General features: G+C 63.5%; 18 protein-coding genes. 9 read left to right on the top strand and 9 right to left on the bottom strand.

The window, feature by feature from the left end; genetic code table 11:
• Position 1: 1 nt before the first annotated feature.
• Both RQX22_RS15415 and RQX22_RS15410 read right to left on the bottom strand, forming a co-directional pair.
• On the bottom strand, positions 2–2,239 hold the full coding sequence (locus tag RQX22_RS15415) for a penicillin acylase family protein (protein WP_315727445.1): 2,238 nt from the start codon (positions 2,237–2,239) through the stop codon (positions 2–4).
• Positions 2,236–3,204, bottom strand: a complete 969-nt coding sequence (locus RQX22_RS15410) for a 3-hydroxyacyl-CoA dehydrogenase (protein ID WP_315727444.1) — start codon at positions 3,202–3,204, stop codon at positions 2,236–2,238. The genes RQX22_RS15415 and RQX22_RS15410 overlap by 4 nt, the downstream gene beginning before the upstream one ends.
• A gap of 114 nt (positions 3,205–3,318) precedes the next feature.
• Between RQX22_RS15410 and RQX22_RS15405 the strand changes: the two genes are divergently transcribed.
• On the top strand, positions 3,319–4,329 hold the full coding sequence (locus RQX22_RS15405; RefSeq protein WP_315727443.1) for a threonine ammonia-lyase: 1,011 nt from the start codon (positions 3,319–3,321) through the stop codon (positions 4,327–4,329).
• 18 nt (positions 4,330–4,347) lie between these two features.
• Here the strand turns inward: RQX22_RS15405 and RQX22_RS15400 are convergent, their stop codons facing one another.
• From RQX22_RS15400 to RQX22_RS15375, 6 genes are all read right to left on the bottom strand, one after another.
• Positions 4,348–6,480 (bottom strand): prolyl oligopeptidase family serine peptidase, encoded by a 2,133-nt coding sequence (locus tag RQX22_RS15400; RefSeq protein ID WP_315727442.1) that lies wholly within the window; start codon positions 6,478–6,480, stop codon positions 4,348–4,350.
• Positions 6,481–6,622: 142 nt separating this feature from the next.
• The gene (locus tag RQX22_RS15395) at positions 6,623–7,669 is read right to left on the bottom strand and encodes an ACP S-malonyltransferase (protein ID WP_315727441.1); all 1,047 of its coding nucleotides are present in this window, start codon (positions 7,667–7,669) and stop codon (positions 6,623–6,625) included.
• Complete coding sequence (locus RQX22_RS15390; protein WP_315727440.1) at positions 7,662–9,881, bottom strand: thiamine pyrophosphate-dependent enzyme; 2,220 nt, start codon at positions 9,879–9,881, stop codon at positions 7,662–7,664. Before RQX22_RS15390 ends, RQX22_RS15395 begins: the two co-directional genes overlap by 8 nt.
• Positions 9,882–9,883: 2 nt before the next feature.
• The gene (locus RQX22_RS15385; protein ID WP_315727439.1) at positions 9,884–10,798 is read right to left on the bottom strand and encodes a LysR substrate-binding domain-containing protein; all 915 of its coding nucleotides are present in this window, start codon (positions 10,796–10,798) and stop codon (positions 9,884–9,886) included.
• 184 nt (positions 10,799–10,982) lie between these two features.
• Positions 10,983–11,996 (bottom strand): DUF6607 family protein, encoded by a 1,014-nt coding sequence (locus tag RQX22_RS15380; RefSeq protein ID WP_315727438.1) that lies wholly within the window; start codon positions 11,994–11,996, stop codon positions 10,983–10,985.
• Positions 11,997–12,016: 20 nt separating this feature from the next.
• Entirely contained in the window at positions 12,017–14,197 is a 2,181-nt protein-coding gene (locus RQX22_RS15375) for a TonB-dependent hemoglobin/transferrin/lactoferrin family receptor (protein ID WP_315727437.1), read from the bottom strand.
• A 168-nt stretch (positions 14,198–14,365) separates the two neighbouring features.
• Between RQX22_RS15375 and RQX22_RS15370 the strand changes: the two genes are divergently transcribed.
• The 7 genes from RQX22_RS15370 (at position 14,366) to ilvC (ending at position 21,913) form a co-directional block, all read left to right on the top strand.
• Positions 14,366–14,659, top strand: coding sequence for an autorepressor SdpR family transcription factor (locus tag RQX22_RS15370; protein WP_315727436.1), 294 nt, complete (start codon positions 14,366–14,368; stop codon positions 14,657–14,659).
• Entirely contained in the window at positions 14,649–15,335 is a 687-nt protein-coding gene (locus RQX22_RS15365) for an SdpI family protein (protein WP_315727435.1), read from the top strand. The genes RQX22_RS15370 and RQX22_RS15365 overlap by 11 nt, the downstream gene beginning before the upstream one ends.
• 136 nt (positions 15,336–15,471) lie before the next feature.
• A complete protein-coding gene (locus RQX22_RS15360; protein WP_315727434.1) occupies positions 15,472–16,419 on the top strand; it encodes an ATP-grasp domain-containing protein in 948 nt (315 codons plus the stop codon).
• Positions 16,420–16,806: 387 nt separating this feature from the next.
• Positions 16,807–18,543: a dihydroxy-acid dehydratase gene (gene ilvD, locus RQX22_RS15355; RefSeq protein ID WP_315727433.1), complete on the top strand. Its 1,737-nt coding sequence runs from the start codon at positions 16,807–16,809 to the stop codon at positions 18,541–18,543.
• Positions 18,540–20,336 carry an acetolactate synthase 3 large subunit gene (locus tag RQX22_RS15350; RefSeq protein ID WP_410001649.1) on the top strand — a complete coding sequence of 599 codons (1,797 nt, stop codon included), beginning with the start codon at positions 18,540–18,542 and terminating at the stop codon, positions 20,334–20,336. Before ilvD ends, RQX22_RS15350 begins: the two co-directional genes overlap by 4 nt.
• Positions 20,336–20,851, top strand: coding sequence for an acetolactate synthase small subunit (ilvN, locus tag RQX22_RS15345; RefSeq protein WP_315727432.1), 516 nt, complete (start codon positions 20,336–20,338; stop codon positions 20,849–20,851). The genes RQX22_RS15350 and ilvN overlap by 1 nt, the downstream gene beginning before the upstream one ends.
• Positions 20,852–20,893: 42 nt before the next feature.
• Positions 20,894–21,913, top strand: coding sequence for a ketol-acid reductoisomerase (gene ilvC / locus RQX22_RS15340; RefSeq protein WP_315727431.1), 1,020 nt, complete (start codon positions 20,894–20,896; stop codon positions 21,911–21,913).
• Positions 21,914–21,918: 5 nt separating this feature from the next.
• Here ilvC and trxC read toward each other — a convergent pair whose 3' ends face one another.
• A complete protein-coding gene (gene trxC / locus RQX22_RS15335; protein WP_410001648.1) occupies positions 21,919–22,404 on the bottom strand; it encodes a thioredoxin TrxC in 486 nt (161 codons plus the stop codon).
• 136 nt (positions 22,405–22,540) lie between these two features.
• Here trxC and RQX22_RS15330 point away from each other — a divergent pair, with 136 nt between their 5' ends.
• Positions 22,541–25,009 carry an NAD-dependent epimerase/dehydratase family protein gene (locus RQX22_RS15330; protein WP_315727430.1) on the top strand — a complete coding sequence of 823 codons (2,469 nt, stop codon included), beginning with the start codon at positions 22,541–22,543 and terminating at the stop codon, positions 25,007–25,009.
• The last annotated feature ends 1 nt before the right edge of the window (position 25,010 follow it).

Genomic DNA, 25,010 nt, shown 5'->3' with positions numbered 1-25,010 from the left:
CCTAACGCGACAGCTCGGAGCGGCGCGGCCTCGAATCCAGCAGGTCGTCGAGATAGAAGAGGTTCGGCCGCAGCGACCTCTCACTGGCGAGACGTGCCTGATCGTCGAAATGGCGCGATTGCGGGTCGTCGCTGATGCCGGGCAGCAGCTGGGAATAGGAACGCACCATGCCCTCCGGATCGAAAGAGACGACAAACGGCACGCGCTGGCAGCAATATGCGAATTTCATCCTCCTGTCCTTGTCGTCGCGCTGAAACGACATGGCCCGCATCGCTGCCGCGATCTCGCCCGGGCCAACGACAAAGCCGCCACCACCGACGGGATAATGTTCCTGACCTCGCCCGACGCGATGGACGTCGCCATAGACAAGATCGATCGAACCAAAATCCTGGATCAGCGCCGCATAAGCGGCGCCAGCGGCAGAGGCGATCATGGTCTCATGACCTTCGTCCAAAGGGACTTCTCCGATAACCCGCCTCGCAATCTCCCCTCTGGCGTCAGCATCCTTGCCCTGCAGTGCATCCCAGAAGGCCGAGAAATAGAGGGCTGGCCGGGACTCGCGCGAAAGAATCCCGTCGAAGGCGATCAGACCGTCCACGAACTTGACCAGCCCAGGGGCAGGATCGGGTCCGACCATGCGGGGCCGAAGTGCGGCAAAGACCTTCGCCCATTTGTCGAAATCGATGACCTTCTCATCCATGGTGATGTCGATCGCATCCTGATCGGTCACCTGCCTTGCCGCCTCCAATATCTCGATCGAACGGCGCTGCCGCGAAGTGGTCTGGCCTTTCTTGAAGGCGTAATAAGCGGGATAATCCTCCGAACGCGGCGCGCCGGTGGGATACATCATGTCAGGACTGACATTGTTGTTGACGATATAGTCCTGAGCCGGGTTCACGATTTTGAGCGCCTCTGGATAGGAGATGAACCCGGTCCAGGCCGTTGCCGAACTGTTGCCATCCAGCGGTTTGTTCAAATCGAGGCCAGGCCGACGCTTCGGAATGCGGCCCGGACGGATGTAGAACAAGGTTCCATCGCCTCCGCCGATGATCAGGTTGGCGGGATAGAGGTTCATGTTGCCGAGAGCCTCTTCCAGAGCGGGCCGGCCTTCGGCCTTGGCCAGCGCGTAAATCGAGCCGAGGTCGCGGCCGGTATCATCGATGGCCGCATAGCTTGCCGCATAGGCGATGGCCCCGCGTCGCGCGACGATCGGCGAAAAGACGTTATTATGCGCTGTATATTCGAGGTCGAAGGCAACCGCCGCGCCATCTTTCACTTCGACGCGCTGCGGCACGGACTCGATGCGCCGCAATCGGCCGTCGAACTTGAAGCTGCGCGAATCTGGACCCTCCGTGGTGATCGCATAGCAATCGCCCGGGAAACGTGGCCCCTCGGTCCAGCCCCAGGCATAGTGATTGGTATGGCCGAAGAAGGGCGAGGCGCTGCCGGTGGGTTCGAACGCCTGGACGTCGAAATCACCGGCCTTCATGCGCCAGGCATAGAATAAGGTACCAATCGCGGACCAGGGACCGTGCGAATCGGAGGACATGATGATGCCTCCGTTCGCGGTCCGGCTGCGCCCGATCACCCAGGCGTCGGACCCTCGCGGCTCCACCGGCGCTGCCGATTCCGGTTCCTTGTCGCGGGGGAGTTTCGTGCTGCATATCTGCGGACCTTCGCTCACGAGCAATGCGAAGACCGCGAGCGGCATGGCGGGCTCCAGCTTGGGCGTCCAAGCGGGCCGCCGTTCCGGATGGTCGGCGAGATATTTCTCGATGCCTTGAATATAGGATTCGAGATCGCGCCTGAATTGCGGAGGTAGCTTGACCAGGTTCGCGCGCGCAGTTTCCAGATAGCGGAAGCGGCGTGCATTCGTATCGGATTCGACCGTATCCGGAAAGCCGCCACCGACCCCCGGCGCGACCCGCTTGGCGTCGAGCGGACCGGCGCCGAAATTTGCCGCGAGTTCACCGCGGGTGGCAAGATAGAAGAGGAGAATCTGTTCGAGGCGGTCTTCGGCGATGGCATAACCCAGGCCGAAGAATCCATCTTCCTCACGGGCGGCGTAGATATGCGGCATGCCGTAATGATCGCGATAGATAGTCGCCTTACCGGCCGCCATGACCGGAGGCTCGACCATCTGGGCCCCTGCGCTTCCCGGCAGCGCCAACGCGATCAGGCCAAAGATCGAGGCCTTCGCGGCACGGGCTATGTTCGTTGGAAAAAGTCCGGCGCTCATGACCGCTTCTCCTTCTGCGTCAGCGGGCGGATGCCACGATCCCCTATCGGATTGGCGATCATCTCCATCAGCAGAAGGTCGCGCCATTCGCGCTTCTCCTGAAGACCCTCGAGGGGAACGATCCTGCGACGCGCTGCGATCACCTGGCGAAGAGCATCTTCCCCCCAGGGCCGCGCCACACCAAGGTCCGCACCGATCGCCTCGTAACTTTCCCGATAGCGTGCCGAGTAGCCGGCAACGCCTTCATCGGCATTGAGATCGGCCGTCTCGAAAGGCCCCATGAAGGCCCATCTCCGCCCGAGCGCCTGAGTGATGCAGAGATCGAGATCGGCCGGGCTTATCACTCCGTCCCCCACTAGGCTCATCGCCTCATCGAGCACTGCCGCTTGCAGACGGTTTGCGACATAACCGAAAACGAATTTACGAATAACCACGGGAACCTGCCCCAATTCCTTCATCAGCGCGGAGGTCCGGGTAACAACCTCTTCGTCGGTGCCCGGTCCAGGCAGCACCTCCACGAGGGGCATCAGATGAGGTGGGTTGAACGGATGGGTGACGATGCAGCGACGGGGATTGGCGACACCTTCGAAAATCTCGGCCGGATCGAGGCTGGAGCATGAGCTCGACACGATCGCCTCGGCCTCGGCTGCGCCGTCCAGTTGGGCCAGAACGGCGCGTTTGGTCGCGACCTTTTCGGGGACGCTTTCCTGGATGAACTCCGCGCCCTCCAATGCGCCTGCCAGGCTGGCGGCGGGCCGGATCAGTTCGATCGCGCGATCGGCGTCCTCGACCAGACCGAAGGCCTGGAGATCGCGCAGGGTCGCCGCAGCGGCAGCGATGGCGGTTTCGACCGAGGCAGGATCGATGTCATGAACCCGAACCTCGATCCCCGCCCGCGCGAAAAGTGGAATCCAGCCACGTCCGATAGTCCCTGAACCAATGATGGCGGCCCGATTAATACGCATAAGTTCCTGGATCCTCTCCTGGCACCAAGCCTGGTTGCTCAAACTTTATAAATTATCATAAAGTGACGCCGTGATTGTTACAAGCGCTGATTTCGCTAAGGGGAAAATGAGCATATGAAAGTGGAGCAGATGGAAGTCCCGACCCTCGAAGATATCCGGCTGACCAGCGACCGGAACCGGCCGTTCATAATCGAGACGCCGATCCACGAATGGCGCGGCCGTGAAATCGATGGCCTCACCGGTCCCGCGACGAAGGTGGTCGTGAAGCTGGAGCTGTTCCAGCATTCGGGAACATTCAAGGCGCGCGGGGCGATCACCAACATGATGGCGCTGGACAGCGAGGCGTTGAAGCGCGGCGTGACGGCGGTGAGTGCGGGCAACCACGCCATCGCCACATCCTATGCGGCAAGCCGCTTGGGTAGCCCGGCCAAGGTCGTGATGCTGGCGTCGGCCGATCCCGCCCGGGTCCAGCGAGCGGAGGCCTATGGCGCGGAGGTACTGATGGCCCCGACCGGCCCCGAGGCTTTCGCACTGGCCGAGAAGATTGCAGCCACGGAGGGAAGAACTTTCATACACCCTTTCGAAGGGCCGAACGTCACGCTCGGCACCGGCACGCTCGGCCTGGAGTTCAACCAGCAGGCAGGGCCGCTTGATGCGATCATCGTACCGATCGGGGGGGGCGGCCTGTGCAGCGGCGTTTCGCTCGCGACCAAGCTCATCAACCCCGCTTGCCGCGTCTATGGCGTGGAACCCGAAGGTGCGGACACGATGCGGCGCAGCTTAGAGGCCGGATCGCCGCAATCCTTGGAGAAGGTCGCGACCATCGCCGACAGCCTCGCACCGCCTTATGCCCTCCCCTACAGCTTCGCTTTGTGCCGGGACAATGTCGACAAGCTGGTGCTGGTCGATGACGATGCGATCAGGCGCGCCATGGCGGTGCTGTTCCGGGAGCTGAAGCTGGCGCTCGAACCCGCCGCGGCGGTCGCGACAGCCGCCTTGATCGGGCCGTTGCGCGACGAGCTTGCCGGTAAGCGTGTCGGCATCATCATCTGCGGCGCCAATATCGCGCTCGATCGCTTTTGCGGCCACGTCGAGCAGGGCATCGCCCAGACAGGTCTCGAATAAGGCGGCGCGGCGGCGGCGTCAGCGATCGGCAGTCAGCCCGGTGTGGAAACCGGCAAAGGCCCACATGTCCGCATTTTCCTCAATCTGCTTCGCGGTCGGCTTGCCGGAGCCGTGGCCGGCACGGGTCTCTATACGGATCAGGTGCGGCTTGTCGCCGATTTCCATCGCCTGAAGCGCCGCCGCATATTTGAAACTGTGGCCGGGCACGACCCGGTCGTCGGTGTCGGCAGTGGTGACGAGGATCGCCGGATAGGGCCGGCCTCCCTTCACATTATGATAGGGTGAATAAGCGAAGAGGTTGCGGAACTGGGCCTCGTCGGCCGGATCGCCATAATCGTCGACCCAGTATCGGCCAGCCGTGAAGCGGTTGTAGCGGAGCATGTCCATGACGCCGACCTGGGGCAGCGCAGCGGCAAAAAGGTCCGGGCGCTGATTGACGACGGCGCCGACCAGCAGGCCGCCATTCGACCCGCCCATGATGGCGAGCTGGCGCGGCGTGGTGATGCCGCTTTGCACCAAAGCCTCGCCGGCGGCGATGAAATCGTCGAAGCCGTTCTGCTTGTTGAGCAGCCGCCCCGCATTGTGCCAATCCTTGCCATATTCGCCACCGCCGCGAACATTGGCCACGACGAATATGCCGCCCATTTCCATCCAGGCCAGCCGGGGAACCGAGAAGCTCGGCGTCACCGAGACATTGAACCCGCCATATCCGTGCATCAAGGTCGGCGCGCCGCGGCTAAGATCGAGGCCCTTCTTGTAGGCGACGAACATCGGCACCTTCGTGCCATCCTTGGATGCGAAGAAACGCTGCTCGACCGTATAGAGCGCAGGATCGAACGGCAGATCGGGCGCCCTGAAGACAGTCGAGTCACCGGTCGCCGCATCGTAGCGATAAATGGTCGGAGGGGCGTTGAAGGACGTATAGGAATAAAAGGTCTCGGGATTGCCGGGATCGCCGGCGAAGCCGGATACACTGCCAATCCCCGGCAGGGGGATGTCGCCCTTGGGACGACCATCCAGGCCAAACCGGCGGACGACGCTCTTGGCATCCTCGACATAGGAGATGATCATCGCGTCGCCGACGATCGAGGCTTGGTCCAGGGTCCCCTTCGCCTCGGCCACCAATTCTTCGAGTGACGGCGTGCCGGGCAGCGCAGCGTCGACGCTTACGACACGGTAACGGGGCGCATCCTTGTTGGTGACGAAGACGAGACGGCTTCCCCTTGAGCCCACCAGGCTCCAGCTATGCTGCGGGCCGGCGAACAGGGTACGCAACCTGGCGTCGGGCCTGGAAAGGTCCGCAATGTTGACCTCGTAGCGGTCCTCCGTGCCTTCGCTGCTGAAGACCACCAGCCAGCGGCCGTCGTCGGTCAGTCGGACATTGTGGTTCCATTTCGGATGCGCGGGCGTGGCGTGGACGAGCCGATCGGCGGATTGAGGGGTGCCGACGCGGTGGAAATAGACTTTGTGATGGATGTTGAGCGATTGAAATTCCGCGCCCGTCTCGGGCTCCGGAAAGCGGGAATAATAGAAGCCGGAGCCGTCCTTGGCCCAAGTGAAGTCGGAGAATTTAACCCATTTGAGCTGGTCGTCCAGAAGCTTGCCACTGTCGACATCCATCACACGCACCGTCCGCCAGTCGGTGCCGCCGTCCTGGACCGCATAAAGCAGCCGCTTGCCATCCTCGCTCGGCAGCCAGCCGGCGAGCGCGGTGGCACCGTCCTGCGCCCAGGGGTTGGGATCGATGAGCAAGCGCGGCGTGCCATCCAGCCCGTCCTGGACAAAGAGCGGCGACTGGTTCTGCAGGCCCGAATTGCGGGTGAAGAAATAGCGGCCGCCCTTCCGTTCCGGCATACCGTAGCGCTCGAAATTCCAGAGCTCGGTCAACCTCTTCTCGATCGCGTCGCGCTTGGGTAATTGGCTGAGATAGGCGCTCGTGACCCGGTTCTGTGCATCGACCCAGGCCTTCACTTTCGGATCCTGGCGGACATCGTTTTCCAGCCAGCGGAACGGATCGGCGACCTTGATGCCGAATGTTTCGTCAACCTGTTCCACCTTCGCCGTCTCCGGATAATCCGTGCCCTGCGCCCATGCAGGCGCCGTGACGGCGAAAAGGCAGCAGGCAGACAGTGTCAAGAAGGCGTTTCGCATGGGTGGCATCCACGGTTGGGCGGGTCGCTTTTCAATCATAAGACGCACGGCGGCGGAATATCAGCCAGTTCCTCGCTTATTCCCGCCGATGGGCTTCCTCCAAACCGTTCGGCGGAGGTGGACGCGATCCGCCGGCGGCAGTTCAAAGGACGACCGATGCGCGTTGTTCTTCACGGCCCATCGACAGCAGGAATGGCCGTGACACCTGTAGGTCCTGGAAGTCGCTCTTGGAACGCAGGCCGAGCCATTGGATGCCGATCAATGCCTGCGCGATGGCGCCGCCCAGCGTGTCGCCGGGCCCGAGCAGGATGATCCTGTCGGGTGCATGTTCGCGCACGGCCACCTGGATGGCGCGGGCGAAATCATAGGTTTCCAGGATCTGTGTGGCGAAGGTGTAGGCCGCCAGATCCTCGGCCTTGCTGGCGAAGGGCCGCCAGATATGGCCCCTGCCGTCGACCATCGGGATCTCGGGCGTGTCGAACCATTCGGGCGTGAAACGGGCCAGCGCGCGATTGGACGATTCCTGCATCAACCGGCTATGGAACGGGCCGTGATTTGCGAGCCGGAGAGGCTCCCGCCCGGGCATGTCGGGACGTTCGGCAAGCAAGGCGGCCAGTCCGGCCTCATTGCCGGCGAAGACGAGCATGCCGGCAAGGTCGATCGACAGGAAAAGCGCATGATCCGGCCGGCCGCCAATCTCCTCGGCCAGCGCCCCCAGGGAAGCGCGCAGGCCGGGCACCTCGCGCCAATCCTCATCGACGAGCGAGACCAGGACCTGGCCTCCCGGCGCGCCGGCCTGGCTGTTGTCGCCCATCGCATCGACGATGGCGAAGCCGCGTTCCATATCAACGGCCCCTGCGCAGGCCAAAGCGATATACCAGCCCATCGAATTGCCCGTCACCGCCGCAATGTCGAAACGCGATCGGTCGATGTCGAGGAAATCGGCATAAGCGGCGGTGAAGATCAAAGGCGAGGCGACGTCGCCGCGCGAATAGGTCCCGACACTGTAGCGGTCGGCGCCGTCCAGGTCCGACACCGTCGGCTCGCCCCTCTCCGCACGGATCCGGTCGGCCGTCCGGAGCAGCTCCCTCTTGTCCGCGTGATGGCGCCTCAGATAGCCCAGTTCGGCCTTGTTGTAGGTGCCGCGGCCGGGACAGACGACCAGAGCGGACAATTTGCCCTCAGCCACGGTTTGGCCCCTTCCCGGCCAGGCGGAGAGCGGCCTCGACGATCGAGTCCCGACTGGGCATGGTGATGGTTGCCGCGCGGCCGAGCGGAATGAAGCTGTCTTCGGCGGCGATGCGACGGACTTGCCTGTCGGGCGCGCGCTCCGCGAACATCGCCATCAATGCCTCGCTCTGCGAACCGGTGGTGCGGCACTCGTCGACGATCAGGACCCGCTCGCATCCCTCCACCGCTTCCAGAATGCCGTCGGCGTTCAGCGGCGCCAGCCATCTCATGTCGATCACTCGCAGCTTCAAGCCGTGGCGCTCGCTCAATATCTTCTCGGCCTGGCGGGAGAGATAATAGCCATTGCCGTAGGTGACGATGGCAAGGTCCCTGCCCTCGCCATGGACGGCGACGGCGCCGAGCGGAAGGGGTTTGGCCTGGCCCGGTGCTGGGTAAAGTGAGGTCCAGAGGCCGTCGCCTTCCTCGTGCAGGTCGCGCGTCATGTAGAGTGCGATCGGTTCGACGAACACCACCACGCGCTGTTCCTCCAGTGCGAGCCGGACGCATTCGCGCAGCATGTCCACCGCATCGGCGCCATTGCTCGGGCAGGCCAGAATCAGGCCCGGTATGTCCCGGAAGACGGCAAGGCTGTTGTCGTTGTGGAAATGGCCGCCAAAGCCCTTCTGATAGCCGAGCCCGGCGATGCGGATCACCATCGGATTGGTATATTGACCGCTGGAGAAGAAGCTCAGCGTCGCCGCCTCGCCCCTGATCTGGTCCTCGGCATTGTGGACATAAGCCAGGAATTGAATCTCCGGGATCGGCAGGAACTCGTTATGGGCGGCGCCGATCGCCAAACCCAATATGCTCTGTTCGTCGAGCAGGGTGTTGATCACCCGGCAGCTGCCGAACCGTTCGTGCAGCTTGGCGGTAACATTGTAGACGCCGCCCTTGGGCCCGACATCCTCGCCCGCGATGATGATATTGTCATGAGCAAGCATCAGATCGGCAAGCGCCCAGCCGAGCAGCCGCGCCATATGCTGCGGCTTTTCCATCATTGGCCGGTCGCGGGCGAACAGGGCCTCGCGCTGTTCCGGCGGGGGCGTGTTCGCCAGGATCTTGCTGCGCTTGGGCGGGACGATGCTGGCCATAACCTGTTTCGCGGTCGTCAGCTTCGGCCGCTGGATCGCCTGTTCCGCGACCCGCGTCAGGGTCGCCTCCGTGCCCTCGTAGATTTCGAGGATGTCGTGCGGCTTCATGATGTCCTGCTCGACCAGCAATGCCGCCGAAAAAACGAGCGGATCCCGCTCTTCCTCATCCTCGATTTCGGCCTTGGGGCGATAGGCGGTCTGCACGTCCGATCCGGCATGGCCGTACAGACGGATGCAATCCAGATGGAGGAAGACCGGACGCCGGCTGGTGCGGGCGATGCGGATGGCGTCCGCGGCGCCGCGATAGGCATCGACCATGTCGAGGCCGCTGCAGCGGACATAGTCCAATCCCCAGCGGTTACGGAAACTGGCCTCGATCCAGCCGCGCGGCGTCTTGGTGGAAATGCCTATGCCATTGTCCTCGCAGACGAAGACGATCGGCATCGCGCTGCCCTGGTGGGCCGCCCAGGCGGCGCAATTGAAGGCGCCCTGGGCAGTCGAATGATTGGCTGAAGCATCGCCGAAACTGCACAGCACCACCGCATCCATTGGCAGCATCGTGTCCAGCTTCAGCCGCTTGCCGATGCCGATGCTGAACGCCGCCCCGACGGCCTTGGGCAAATGCGAAGCGATGGTGCTGGTCTGCGGCGGAATGAACAGGGGCCGGGACCCGATCACCTTGTGGCGCCCGCCCGAGATCGGATCCTCCGCGGCAGCGGCGAAGCTCAACATCATGTCCCAGGCAGCCGTCTGGCCCGGCAATTTCTTCGATCGATGGATCTGGAAGGCCTGCGAGCGATAATGGAGAAAGGCCATGTCGTCGACGCGCGAGGCCTCCGCAATCACGGCATTATTCTCATGGCCCGAACTGCCGATCGTGTAGAAGCCTTCCCCGCGCGCCTGCAGCCGCCGCGACAGGCGGTCCATCTGGCGGCTCACGCACTGGCTGTAGAAGAGGTCGGCAATGGCTTCGCGGCCAAGGCCGACCGCGTCCGGCTCGACCTCCGCCATCCGGCGCGGCAGACGGTTAGCCCGCAGCTTGGCAAGGAATTTCTCGTGAACGGCTTCGGCTGCGTCCATGCCTAGGCTCTCCCTCCATCCGCCCCGTCGCGCAACGAGCCCGCCTGTCCGACAAGCCAGTCCGCAAAGGGTTCCAGCATCGGATGGGCCGCAGAGTCCGGATGCACGAGATAATAAGCGTCTTCCGTCCGAAGACGAAGTTCGAGCGGTATCACCAGCTCGCCTGCCCCGAGTTCCGGCTCGATCAGGAAGGCCGGTATCAAGGCGACACCCGTGCCGGCGGCGGCGGCCCGCGCGGCCATCAGGAACTGGTCGAAGCCGGGACCATGTCGATGCCCCGGCGCTACGCCGGCCGCATCGAACCATTTCTCCCACCCGTCGCGCCTGCTTGCGACATGAAGGAGAATCTTGTCGGCAAGGTCGGACGGCTGTCCGACCGGATTGGCGGCAAGCCAGGCCGGCGAACAGACCGGCACCGCTTCTTCGCGAAACAGGAAGACGTGGCTGGCACCAGGCCAGTCCGGCCGACCGAAATGAATGGCGGCATCGAAATTCTCGTCTGCGAAATCGAACGGGAAAGTGCGGGCGGCGAAATTGACGACGAGTTGGGGATGGGTCGCGCTAAGTGCCGGCAGCCTTGGCGCGAGCCAGCGCATGCCGAAGCTGGGCAAGGTTGCGATGTTGAGTTCGGTCTGCGGCATGCGGTTCACCATACGGGCCGTCGCAGCGCGGACCCGATCCAGGGCCGGAACGATCGCCTCGGCATAAGCGGCGCCGTCGGCATTGAGCGTGACCCTGCGCCCGGTCCGTTCGAACAGGCGTAGCTGAAGCCAATCTTCCAGGACGGCCACCTGCCGGCTGACCGCGCTCTGGGTCAACCCGACCTCCTCTCCGGCGAGCGAGAAGCTTTGGTGCCGCGCGGCGGCGGCAAAGCTATTGAGCGCCGACATGGGCGGCAGGAAGCGCCTCTTATTCATTCCTCATGCTCATGTTTAAATGATGAAATAGCATGAATGGTGCTTCAATTGCTCAGGTGTTCAAGCTCTCCTTGATGCAGAATAGGAATGTGTCAAGTCTTGGGATCAAATGACCGCGATCGGCGGCCGGTCTGTGCGGGCACGGGAAAAGGGGCGCGATCGCACACGCCCCTACGTTCTCATTTCACTGGGCTGCGGGACTTTCTGCCGACCGCGCCAGGAGCTGCGTTCTCGCGACGATCAGTTTCCGGGCCTCGTCGATCGCGTCCGCACTCCTGGTCTCGCCGGCAGCGATTCCTTCGGCAATCTCCAGCAGGCGTCCGCTGATCACGGTTCCGGTCTGCGCTTCTTCCTGGACGGCGATCCCGCCCCTGGCGTCAGCGACCTCGGCCCATGCGCCGCGAACGGCAGCCCAATATGTCTTGGTCTTCGCCCAATAATCGTCGGCCGCCGCGACGTCATAGCTGTCGAAACGGGTATAGCTGTTCAGCACATATTCCTGGACGATGGGCAGGAGCTTGCCACCCTCGAGGCTCATCTTGATATTGTCCTGCCAGTGGATCCAGCCGTCCGGGCTGATCTGATGGCGGTTGATCGCATAATAGCGGTCGTAGACCGGGTTGCGGATCGCGTCGCGCCGGGCAAGCGGACGCCAGGTCCAGTTGGAGCGCCAGCGGCGGATTCCGCCTTGCTCCTCGAATTGGCCCCAGCCGGCATAGCGCGGGCTGTCGTCGACCTGCCAGACGGTCTGCGACCATCGGCCGTTGCGCATGCGCGCGGGCACATCCTCCCAGGTCCACAAGTTCCGGTCCGAATAAACAAGAATTCGGGCGGGCTCATATTCCCAATCCTGGCGCCAGTGCTTGACGACATGGCTCTTGCCCTCATGCTCGACGACCAGCAGGTGCTGGAGCATGATCTTCCGACCACTATCCTCCACCACCCTCACCACTTCGTGACCCCCCGAGATCTTGCGGTCGAGCGGAGTGTAGCCCTTTCGCCAGGATGTCGATTCCTGCATGTCGAAGCGGACCTTGAAATTGCCGGCCATGGCGAGGATGTCGGCACGGTCGGCTTCGAAGGCGGCCTTCTCCTCGGTCGCCGGACGCTCCGCGATCGGCGGATGGGCAAGCGCCGGCGATAAAGAGAGCGCAAGGAGGAACAGGCTCGCGCCAAGGCTGCTAAGGGTGAAGCGCATATCGTGTCTCCCGTCTATCATCAGAATCGGTAGCTGATCGCGGCGCTGGCATTGCGCCCGGGTTGGGTGAAGGCATCGGCGACGGCAGAACTTGCGGCGAGGCCGCGAACGTCGTTCCACCAGGCATATTTTTCGTCGGCGATGTTGAAGATGCCGGCGCGCAGCGTCAGCCCTTCGGTGACGCGGAAGAAGGCGGTAGCATCGAGGATAGTGAAGGATCCGGGCCGGAAGCAGGGTCCGCTGCAAACACCCTCCGTCCGTTCCAGCGACTTTCGCGCGCTGTGAGTGACGAACAATTGCGCGCCGAACCGGCCCCCAGGATCACGATAGCCGACCCCAGCAACCAATTTGACCGGATCGATGGACGACAAGGGGGTTCGCACGCCTGTGGGGTCGATCACGTCACCCTTGGCGTAGGAAATTGCGACGGAGCCATGAACGCCTCCGGCCGTCCGTCCTTCGAATTTCGCCTCCACACCCTCGACCCTGACCCGGTCGAGATTGACGAACTGATAGACTGCGGGATCGGCCGGCGTGAAGCTGCCGCTCACCACCTCCTGACTGATGAAATCGTCATAGTCGGCATGGAAGCCGGTCACTCCCGCACTGATCGCATCGCCTGTGAATCTTATGCCGCCTTCATAGCTGGTGCTGCGCTCGGGCCCGAGATCCGGATTGGGCCGGGAGGTGTAGCCGAAGGCCAGGTTTTCGAAATATTGGTTCACCTGGCTCGGCTCGGGCGCCTTGAAGCCAGTCGCGACATTGGCGAACAGGCGGAAGCGTCCGCCCAGTTTCAGTACCGCACCCAGTTTGGGGGAAAGCCGCGAGCCGCTCTGCCCGGTGGCATCGAATTGGGGAAGCAAGGGATCGTCGTCCGGAGAAAGATCGTAATGATCGAAGCGGATCGCCGGGAAGAGCGTCAGTCTGCCGCCCGCCAACGCGATCTCGTCGCCGATGAAAGCGCCGGCCAGCACATAATCGGTCTTCGGAAAGGCGCGCGTGGGGAAGGTTTCGCCGGCAGGAGGCACGATGCCGTCGCGCAGTCCGGACTGGACGGTCCTGCTGATATCCGCGCCGAAAACCAGCCGGTGCGTCAAGGCGCCGGTCGCGAACTCGCTCCGCGCCTCAGCGGCCGCGCCGATGACGCGATTTTCAAACGTGTTGAGCCGCTCGCGGTCGGCTGCGGGTGCCCTGTCCTCGAAAGTGAACTGAATGTCGTCGGCATCCTGCCAGTAGAGGCCTATACGCGCGAAATCGAACGCGCCCTCCCCTTCCCAGGTCCAGTCGGCGGCGATCCGCGCACGCTTGCCGGTGTCGCGCGCCTTCAGATCGAGGACGGTCGCGCTGCGGCCGGTGAGAACGTCTGCCGCGAGCCGCGTGTCGAGATATTCGCCCGTCAGACGCAATTTATGGCCGCCACCGGGATGGAACAGCAGACGACCGAGCAAGGCGTCGGAACGTCCGTCCTGGGGATTGGGGCGGGTCCGCAAGGATCCGACGCCGCCTGCCCCGCCCTGATTGTCGAGCTCCTCGAAATCGCGGCGGGTGTAGGCCAGCATCGCCGAGACTTTCCCGGAGCGGCCGGCGAGGATGCCGGTTTCGGCAAATTCCCCGTCGGCCGAGCTGTACGCGGCGCGGACCAGACCGCCTATGCCATCCCCTGCATCGAGGAAATCGGCAGGGTCGCTCGTGACGAAGCTGACCGCGCCGGACAACCCATCGCTCCCATAAAGCGCCGAAGCCGGTCCGCGCAGTATCTCGACCGATTTGACGAGGCCGACATCGACATAGTCGCCGCGCCCGACGCTCTGCGCGCCGAAGGCGAACCCGTCCGGCACCCGCACGCCATCGACCTGGATGAGCACGCGATTGCCGCCAATGCCCCGGATGATGAAGCCTTCATTGCCGGCCCGGCCGGTTGTGCCGAGCGCTGCTCCGAACCTGGCCGGCTGGCGCGGCACGCTGACCCCCGGCTCGAAGCGAACCAGGTCCTTGATATCGGTGACGAGCTCATCGGCGATTTCCCCGGCATCCTTCACGGACACGGTAACCGGCGCCTCATCGGCCTCCAACGGCGCCCGGGTCGCGGTGACGACGATGTCGCCATGGGCCCCATCTTCATCGTTGCGTGCGTCGGCTGCCCATACCGGCGCGGTCGCGAATGCGCACTGGCATGCGCCCAGCAAAAGCCAAAACTTCATAAGCTGCCCCTTAATGATATTGCGAATCATTCGCATCTGTTGGGTACGCGTCACCGGAGCCTTGCGTCAAGTGCCCTTGCGCGTGATTCGGAACGAAGAATGCGATCACGGGCTTGACGCGACGGTCTTATTTGCTATTTAGCTAAATATGAAACCACCGGAGCAGGGATGAACAACGTTTTCGAAGCATTGGCCCATCCGACGCGGCGCAAAATCCTGGAACTGCTGAAGAGCGGATCCAAGAGCGCCGGCGACATTGCGGACAAGTTCGACGTGGCGAAACCGACAATGTCGCGTCACTTCGCCAAATTGAAGGAGGCCGGGCTGATCCAAGCCGACCAGAAGGGAACGACCATCTTCTATTCGATCAACCTGTCGACGCTGGAAGAGGTCCTGCTCGGCTTTGCCGACGCAATCGGGATGGGCCCGGACAAGAGAAAGGAAGAGAAGAGTGACGCGTAAGACATTGGCCTTGGTCTCATTCGTGTTGGTGGCTGTCATGCTGGTCGTTGCGGTGATCGTCGGATCCCAGCTTCCGGCCGGAGCGGAATTGCCCGTCCACTGGAATGTGCAGGGCGAGGTCGACCGCATGGGCGGCAAATGGGAGGTCCTGCTGGTGGGCCCCGTGGTCACGGCCCTGCTCTCGCTCTTCTTCTATTATCTGCCGCGGCTGGAACCGCGCCAGAAAGGACTGGAACGAAGCGTCAGGCTCTATGCCTGGGGATGGGCGGCCGTGCTGATGCTCAGCGTCTCGCTGATGACGATCAACGTCCTGACAGCCCTTGGTTATGAGCCGCCCGTGGTGAACATTCTGATCGGGGCGATCGGCCTCATGTTCATCCTGATGGGCAATCAGATGGCAAAATCACGCAGCATGTACATGCTCGGTTTCCGCACGCCGTGGACGCTTGCCAATGAGGAAGTCTGGATCAAGACCCATCGCCTGGGCGGCAAGCTGATGGTCGGGGGCGGCTTCGCCATGATCGGAGCCGCGATCGCCAGCGCATCCAAGCCGGCCTTGGCGGTGCTGGTCATCACCGTCATCATCCTCATCGCCTTGGTGCCGACCGTCTATTCCTACGTCCAATGGCGGCGAGAGATGAGGTTGCCGGGGCGCGACAACGGCCGGAGCGAATAAGCGGCATCATATAGATGCCAAAGCTGCACAACCGCGGTCGGAGGCCGGCCGGATCAAGCCGTTGCCTCCACGCCTCCGGGAAAAGGGTTGCGGCAACGTCCAAGCTGTGATTTCGGGCGCCGGGGGGTGCGCGCTCATGATCGTGGCCGAAAATGAAGGTGCAGCATCGCCTGCGTCGAGGAAGATCGCTTATCTATGCTGCGAGGGCACGGCCTCCTGGTCGACGGACCGACGCCATGATGCCTTCGAGCACGATGAGAGCCTCGAGATATTCGCGCCGGCCTTCCGGGCGCGCGGAATTGTCCTGGAGGAAGTCGTCTGGGATGCCCCCGGCACGGACTGGCGCAGATTTGACGGCGCCCTGATCGGCACCGCCTGGGATTATGCGCGATCCCCGGATGCATTCCTCGCGAAATTGGAACTGATTTCGTCGCAGGTGCCACTTTCCAACGATCTGGACGCGGTGCGATGGAATGTCGACAAGAGCTATTTGCGCGACCTGGAACGACGCGGGGCGCCCTCTATCCCGACCTTCTGGTACGACGATCTCCGTCAGGCTGACCTGGACGACGTGCTTCGCGGGCTCGGGGCGGCCAAGCTGGTCATAAAGCCCGTCATCGGCGCCGGGGGCTGCGACCAGTTCGTCTCCGAGGATGGCAAGAGGCCACCGGACGATCATCCCTTGTGGAGGCAGAAGGTCATGATCCAGCCCTTGCTGGAAGCCATCAGGAGCGAGGGCGAGTATAGTTTCATCTATTTCGACCGCATCTTCTCGCACGCGCTCCGCAAGACCCCTGCACCCAGCGAGTATCGCGTCCAGTCGGTCTATGACGGGAAAATGCACGGCCTGACGCCGTCCGCCGCGGATCAGACGGCGAGCCAGGCAATCATGAAGGCCCTCCCCCATCGTCCCCTCTATGCGCGGATCGACATGGTCAGACGGGACGACGGACAGCTTGCGCTGATGGAGTGCGAACTGATCGAGCCCTATCTCTTTCCGGAATTTGACGACAGCAAAGGCGAGAGAATGGCCTTGGCAGCCAAGGCGTGGCTGGATCGCTCGGCACGAGAATCGCATAGCTAAGACATTATTATCGTTGTACTTTGCTGACCTTGAGCGCCAACCCGTGTCGTACCAGACGGATTTTTCTCTTGCGCTGGGCCAATGGCCGCTGCATTAGCCGGGCCTTCGGTGTGCCAATGGCGCGCCGTCAAGCATGGGTGGGTCAATGTCGATCGACGGAAACAGGAACAAGGTTGAGGGCCGCATCTTGCGGGCCGCCACCGCGCGTCTTGCCGCCATCGTCCAGGCCATCCTCATTAGCGTACTCGTACTTATTACCGCCCCACGGGGAGCGGTACGAGCCGGCGCGGCCTAGCAACAGCGCGGATCGTACGAGAGGCCAGATGGCCCCGCTCCCAACCAGGAGCGGGGTTTTTTTATGCTCGGACGATCCGCTTGGAGATCCAAGTGGACGACGAAGACAAAATCTCGAACAAGCGCAGCGACCGGCTGGTCGGCGGACCCGAGCGTGCCCCGGCACGCAGCTATTTGCGTGCCACCGGACTCGGCAAGGATGATTTCGCCAAGCCGCTGATCGCGGTGGTGAACAGCTGGTCGACGGTCACGCCCTGCAACATGCATCTCGCGACGCTCGCCGAGGCCGTTCGCGACGGCATAAGAGCGGCCGGCGGCGTCCCGATCGATTTCAACACGATCGTCGTCACCGACGGCATCGCCATGGGTACCCCGGGGATGCGCGCTTCGCTAGTGTCGCGCGAGGTGATCGCGGATTCGATCGAGCTTGCCGTCCAGGGCCATAGCCTGGATGGCGTCGTCTGCATCGTCGGCTGCGACAAGACCATTCCCGCAGCCGCCATGGCGCTGGCGCGGATAAACGTTCCCGGCCTGGTTTATTATGGCGGCACCATCATGCCCGGCCGCCTCGCCGGTCGGGACGTGTCGATCCAGGACGTGTTCGAGGCGGTCGGCGCGGTCGGCGCGGGGACGATGGACGAAGCGGGGCTTGAGAAGGTGGAGGCAGCCGCCTGCCCCGGCGCCGGCGCCTGCGGTGGCCAGTTCACCGCCAATACGATGGCGATGGCATTGTCGATGATGGGCCTGTCGCCGATGGGCGCGAACGATGTCCCGGCCGTTCACCCGGACAAGGCCAAAGAAGGCGATAGATGCGGCCGCGCCGCCGTCGCCTTGGCCAAGGCCGGCCGGCGCCCCAGCGAGTTCATCACGCGTGAGACCTTGCGCAATGCCGCATGCGCGGTCTCGGCCAGCGGCGGTTCGACCAATGCGGCCCTTCACCTCGTCGCGATCGCAGTGGAGGCAGGGGTCGATTTCGACCAGGAGGATTGTGACGATGCCTGCCGGTCGACCCCGGTCATCACCGATCTGAAACCCGGCGGCCGCTATCTTGCCTTCGACCTGTACAAAGCCGGCGGCACCCGGCTGGTCGGCCAGAGGCTGATGGCGAGCGGCCGCCTGAGCGATGCGCCCACCGTCTCCGGCCGCAGTCTGTTCGAGGAATTGGCGGAAGCGCGCGAGACGGACGGCCAGGACGTGGTGCTGGACTTCGACGCGCCAGTGTCGCCGCGCGGCAGTTTCACCCTGCTCAAAGGCAATATCGCCCCGGCCGGATCGGTGCTGAAGCTGACCGGCCACGATATCGGCTCCTACGAAGGGCCGGCCGTGATCTTCGACAGTGAGGAAGCCGCCTTCCACGCCGTCCAGCACGGCCAGATCCACGAAGGCGACGTCATCGTCATCCGCTACGAAGGCCCGAAGGGCGGGCCCGGCATGCGCGAGATGCTGCAGGTCACGGCGGCGCTGAAGGGACGCGGCATGCAGAAGGTCGCGCTGATCACCGACGGCCGCTTTTCGGGCGCGAGCTACGGCTTCGTCGTGGGCCATGTCGCTCCGGAAGCCGCGTCGGGCGGGCCGATCGCCCTGCTCCGCGACGGTGACCGCATCCTGATCGACGTCGCGGCGCAGCGTATCGATACTTCGGCCGACCTGGCGTCGCGGGCGCAATCGTTCCGGGCGCCGAAGCGGCCGAGGCCGCCGTCCGGCGCGCTCGAGAAATATGCGCGCCTGGTGTCGTGCGCGAGCGAGGGCGCGGTCACGATCGAGCCACGGCGCGACGCCGACGCAAGCAATCCGACGCAAGCAGCAACCAAACATGGGGAATGGCGATGAGCAGGACAGCAATGGCGGCCCGGCCGCTTTATGACGAAGAGCAGGACGCGGCCGAACGCAGCGGCGCAGAGATCGTCGTCCAGGCGCTGATCGATCTCGGTGTGGACTATGTGTTCGGCTATCCGGGCGGCGCCGTCCTCCCGATCTACGACGCCTTGTTCAGGCAGAACAAGATCCGCCACATCCTCGCCCGCCAGGAAGGCGGCGCCGTCCATGCCGCCGAAGGCTATGCCCGCTCGACCGGCAAGCCGGGCGTGGTGCTGGTCACGTCCGGACCGGGCGCGACCAACGCCGTCACCGGGATCGCCGACGCCATGCTGGATTCGATCCCGATCGTCGTCATCACCGGCCAGGTGCCGACCAGCCTGATCGGATCGGACGCCTTCCAGGAATGCGACACGGTGGGTCTTACCCGACATTGTTCGAAGCACAATTATCTCGTCAAGGACCCGGCCAAGGTCGGGCAGATCGTCCATGAGGCTTTCTATCTGGCGACCTCGGGGCGGCCGGGACCGGTCGTGATCGACCTGCCCAAGGACGTCCAGGTAGCGACGGCCCTCTATGAGAAACCCGAAAGCGTCTCCCACAAGACCTATCGACCCCGTGTCGATCCGGACATGCGAGCGATCGAGCAGGCGGTCGAGATGATCGCCGCCGCGGAACGGCCGATCTTCTATACGGGCGGCGGCATCATCAATGCCGGTGTCGAGGCGAGCCGCGCCCTGCGCGCGCTGGCCGAGGCGACCGGTGCGCCGGTAACGTCGACCCTGATGGGGCTGGGCGCCTTCCCCGCTTCGTCCGGCCAGTGGCTGGGCATGCTCGGCATGCACGGCACCTATGAAGCCAATATGGCGATGAACAAGGCCGACCTGGTGATCGCTTTGGGTGCCCGCTTCGACGATCGCGTGACCGGGCGCCTGGACGCCTTCTCACCGCATTCGAAGAAGATCCACGCGGATATCGATCCGTCTTCGATCAACAAGATCGTGCGGGTCGACCTGCCGATCGTCGGCGATGTCGGCCGCACCCTCGCCCGGATGCTCGAGGCATGGGAAAAGCAGGGCCGCAGCAAGGCGGATCTGGGTGAATGGTATCGGCGGATAGACGGTTGGCGGGCGCGCCAATGCCTTTCCTTCCCCCATTCGGCGACCGAGATCATGCCGCAGCACGCGATCCGGCGGCTCTACGAAGCGACCAAGGACAAGGATCCGATCATCTCGACCGAGGTCGGGCAGCACCAGATGTGGGCGGCCCAGCATTTCGGCTTCGAAGCGCCGAACCGCTGGCTGACGTCGGGCGGGCTCGGCACGATGGGCTACGGCATGCCGGCAGCGATCGGCGCGCAGCTCGGCCATCCGGACGCGCTCGTCATCGACATTGCCGGCGAGGCTTCGATCCTGATGAATATCCAGGAAATGTCGACGGCCTTCCAATATCGGCTGCCGATCAAGGTCTTCATCCTCAACAACGAATATATGGGGATGGTCCGGCAATGGCAGCAGCTCAATTATGCCGGCCGCTATTCGGAAAGCTATAGCGACGCCCTCCCCGATTTCGTCCGGCTGGCCGAAGCCTATGGCTGGAAGGGCATCAGGATCAGCGAACAGGAGGAATTGGACGCCGGCATCACGGCGATGCTGGACCATGACGGACCGGTGATGGTCGATTGCCGCGTGGCCAAGCTCGCAAATTGCTTCCCGATGATCCCGTCTGGCGCTGCCCATACCGAGATGATCCTGGAAACCAGCGAAGCCGCATCCGAGATCTCCGACGCGGCGAAGGCCCTGGTCTGATGCACATCCATGCCGAAGCCGCCGAGCGGCACACTCTGTCGATCCTGGTCGACGACGAAGCGGGCATCCTTGCCCGCGTCGCCGGCATGTTCACCGCCCGCGGCTACAATATCGATAGCCTCACCGTCGCCCATGCCACCGAGGATCTATCGATCAGCCGGATCACGATCGTGACGTCGGGCTCGGCGGCGATGATGGAGCAGATCATCGCCCAGGTCGATCGGCTGGTTCCCGTGCACAGGGTGGTCGATCTCACCGCGCAAGGGCCGCATGTCGAGCGCGAGCTTGCGCTGATCAAGGTGGCCGGCGTCGGCGAGAACAGGATCGAGGCCCTTCGCCTGGCCGACGTCTATCGCGCCCGCGTGGTCGACGCGACGACGGCGAGCTTCGTGTTCGAGCTGACCGGGAGCTCCGAGAAGGTGAACAGCTTCATCGCCATGCTCCAGGAGGTCGGGCTGGTCGAGGTCGCCCGTACCGGCGTGGTGGCCATTTCCCGCGGCAAAGAGGCCGCCTGATTTTTCAATCAATCTCAATGAACACTTGCAAGGAACTGACAAATGAAGGTTTATTACGATTCAGACGCCGATCTCTCGATTATCAAGGGCAAGAAGGTTGCCATTATCGGCTATGGCAGCCAGGGCCACGCCCATGCCCAGAACCTGAAGGATAGCGGTGTCGCCGAGGTCGTCATCGCCCTCCGCGAGGATTCGCCGAGCGTCGAGAAGGCCCGCAACGCCGGTTTCACCGTGATGACCAATGCAGAGGCCGCCAAGTGGGCGGATATCGTCATGGTCCTGGCTCCCGACGAAAAGCAGGCGAGCATCTGGGAGGCCGACCTTCGCCAGAATATGCGCGAAGGCTCCGCGCTCGCCTTCGCCCATGGCCTGAACATCCATTTCGGCCTGATCGAACCACGCAAGGATATGGATGTGTTCATGGTCGCCCCGAAGGGACCAGGTCATACCGTCCGATCCGAATATGCGCGGGGCGGAGGCGTTCCCTGCCTGATCGCAGTCGCGCAGGATGCGACCGGCACGGCCCGGGAAACGGCGTTGAGCTACGCCAGCGCGGTCGGCGGCGGCCGATCCGGCATCATCGAGACCAATTTCAAGGAAGAATGCGAGACAGACCTGTTCGGCGAGCAGGCTGTCCTGTGCGGCGGCCTGACCCAACTCGTCATGGCCGGCTTCGAAACCCTGACCGAGGCGGGCTATGCCCCGGAAATGGCCTATTTCGAATGCCTTCACGAAATGAAGCTGATCGTCGATCTCATGTATGAAGGCGGCATCGCCAACATGCGCTATTCCATCTCCAACACCGCCGAGTTCGGCGATTATGAATCCGGTCCGCGCGTCATCACGCCAGAGACCAAGGCGGAGATGAAGCGGATCCTTACCGACATCCAGAGCGGCAAGTTCGTCCAGCGGTTCCTGGGCGACAATCGCGAAGGCAATCCCGACATGAAGGCCGCCCGCGAGAAGCAGGCCCGGCATCCGATCGAGAAAACGGGCGAGGATCTCCGGGCGATGATGCCCTGGATCTCCGCCAACCGGCTGGTCGACAAGGCCAGAAACTAGACCCGTCAGGCCCGCAGCGCCTGCTCCGTCCATTGCACCAAGGCGGGCAAAGGCATGGCGCCGGCGGTGCGGGCGACTTCCCGTCCCTTGCGGAGCAGGATCAGGCTTGGGATCGACCGGATGGCGAAGCGGGCGCCAAGCGCCTGCTCCGCCTCCGTGTCGACCTTGCCGAGCCGGACGCGGGGCTCAAGCTGCGCCGCAGCCGCTTCGAAGGCCGGCGCCATCTGGCGGCATGGCCCGCACCATGACGCCCAGAAATCCACCAGCAGCGGAACGTCGCTCCGTGCCGCATGCGCGTCGAAATTGGCCGTGGACAGCGTGACCGGCTTGCCTTCGAACAAAGGGCGGTGACAGCGGCCGCATTTGCCGCCGGCCGCCAGCTTCTCCTGCGGCACCCGGTTTGCGCCGGCGCAGGACGGGCAGATGATGATCAAGGTCGAGCCGGCCGTCATTTCGCTCTTCTCCTCCGCATCAACGATCTTCGGCGCCATCCAGACGCACGATAAGGGCAGGCTGGGGCCTCGCGCCAGAAAACTTTATCGGAACTGGGCGCCCGTCCCGGCCATTCTTCAGGATGCTACCTCTCTCCACATGACATGCCCGCTCTGGGGCGAGTGAGGGCAAATATTGAACCCTGACGACAAGCCCATCATCCTCATCACCGGGGCCGCCGGCAATATCGGCGGATCCCTGGCGACGGCGCTGGCCGCCGATTACCGGATCGTCGGTCTCGACAGGTCCGGCGCGAAAGCCGACTTTCCCCTGATCGAGGTCGATTTCACCAAGGATGAATCGGTCGCGGCGGCGCTGGCCCGGTTTCGGCAGGATCATGGCTCGCGCATCGCCAGCGTCATCCACCTCGTCGCCTTCTTCGATTTCAGCGGCGAGGACAATCCGCTCTACCGGGAGGTGAATGTCGAAGGCACGCGCCGCCTGCTTCGCGCGCTGCAGGAGTTCGAAGTCGAGCAATTCGTCTATTCTGGCACGATGCTCGTCCATGCGCCGGGCCGACCCGGCGAAGCGATCGACGAGAACCAGCCGATCCGCCCCGGCTGGGCCTATCCCGAATCGAAAGCCGCCGCCGAGGCGGTGATTCGTGCCGAGCACGGGCGGATTCCATACCTCCTGCTCCATCTCGCCGGACTTTACGACGAACGGACGTCGGTGCCGACATTGGCGCATCAGATCGCCCGCATCTACGAACGGGACCTGCAAAGCCATTTCTATTCTGGCTCTACTCAGGTGGGACAATCCATGTTGCACCGGGAAGACATGATCGCGGCATTTCGTCGCGCCGTCGACCGGCGCACGGACCTGCCGGGCGACACGACGATCCTGATCGGGGAGCCGGAGGCGATCGGATATGGCGCCCTGCAGGACGAGCTCGGCTATCTCATCCATGGCGCCGCCGACTGGCCGACCCTTCGCCTTCCCAAGCCGGCCGCCGCCGCGGGGGCCTGGGCGCAGGACAAGATCGAACCGATCGTCCCCGATGCGCTGGATCAGGGCGAGCGGCCCTTCATAAAGCCTTTCATGGTCGCCATGGCCGACGATCATTATGCTCTCGACATAGACCGGGCGCGGCGATTGCTGGGATGGGAGCCGAAGCACCGGTTGAAGGACGCCCTTCCAAAAATGGTCGCGGCCCTGAAGGAGGATCCCAAAGGCTGGTACGAGGCCAATGGCCTGACTGCCCCGCCGATCATGGACGAAGCCGTCGCAGCCGGAAAGCATCCGGAAGACCTGCGGTCCCGGCACGAAGCCGAGTTGAGATCCGAGCATCGTGCCAGTCGCTGGGCCCATTTCGTCAATATCGCCCTGGGAGCCTGGCTGATCACGCAGCCACCTATGATCGGCGTGGAAGAGATCCCGCTCGCCCGCGCCGAAGCAATCCTGGGTGCATTGATCATGGTCTTCGCGACGCTGTCGCTTTCCTGGCGCATGGCGTGGGCGCGATGGGCTTGTGCCGGGATCGGCGCGCTGGTCATGGCTGCGCCTTTCATCTTCTGGACGACCAATGCCGCAGCCTATCTGTCGGACACCCTCGTCGGTGCGCTCGTCATCGGCTTTGCCATATGTACGCGGCCCGAGGTCGGTCCGTCGGCTCTGGCGGCGCAAAGCGGCCCGGACATACCGATCGGCTGGAGTTACAATCCTTCGTCCTGGACCCAGCGTCTGCCGATCATATTGCTGGCGATCGTCGGACTGCAGGTGTCACGCTATCTGGCCGCCTATCAGCTCGGCCATGTCGACGGCGTGTGGGAGCCTTTCTTCCAAGGCTCCGCTTCAGATCCCAGAAACGGAACGGAGGAAATCATCACGAGCCGCGTTTCGGAAGCCTGGCCGGTGTCCGATGCCGCGGTCGGCGGCTATACATATATGCTGGAAATCCTCACCGGCATCATCGGAACGAGGGCACGGTGGCGGACGATGCCTTGGCTGGTGCTCCTGTTCGGGATGATGATCGCACCGCTGGGCGTCGTATCCATCCTGTTCATCATCATCCAGCCGATCGTCATCGGCACATGGAGCACGCTGGCTCTGATCGGAGCAGCCGCGATGCTTGTACAGATTCCCTATTCGCTCGACGAACTGGTCGCAACGCTGCAATTCCTGCGCCGGCGCATCAAAGCGGGACGGAACTGGATGCGCGTGCTGCTTTTCGGCGATACGGATGAGGGCGAGAAGCGGACCGGGCAGGATGAATTCGACCGGCGCCCGGGTGAGGTTCTGCAAGAAATCTGGTCCGGCGGGGTCAATCTGCCCTGGAATCTGTCGGTGGCGGCGGTGATCGCACTTTGGCTTCTCTTCACGCGCGTCACACTGGACGCCAGCGGCGACATGGCCAATGCCGATCATCTGATCGGTGCGCTGGCGCTGACCGTGATCTCCCTCGCCGCCGCCGAAGTGACGCGGGCATTGCGATTCCTGCTCATACCGCTGGGCGGGGCGCTCATGGCCACCGCCTTACTGTACGGGGCGACGGTCCCGCAGACCGGCGCCGGCCTGTTATGCGGCCTGGCCCTCATCCTCCTCAGCATCCGCAGGGGGCCGATCGGCGGCACCTATGCCGGCTGGCAGAAGCTGATCGTCTGAG

Origin of the sequence: Sphingosinicella rhizophila (genome assembly GCF_032378825.1) — a bacterium.
Classification (GTDB): Bacteria; Pseudomonadota; Alphaproteobacteria; order Sphingomonadales; family Sphingomonadaceae; genus Allosphingosinicella; species Allosphingosinicella rhizophila.
Note: the sequence above shows the minus strand (reverse complement) of the source record. Positions and strands in the feature narration are given on the sequence as shown.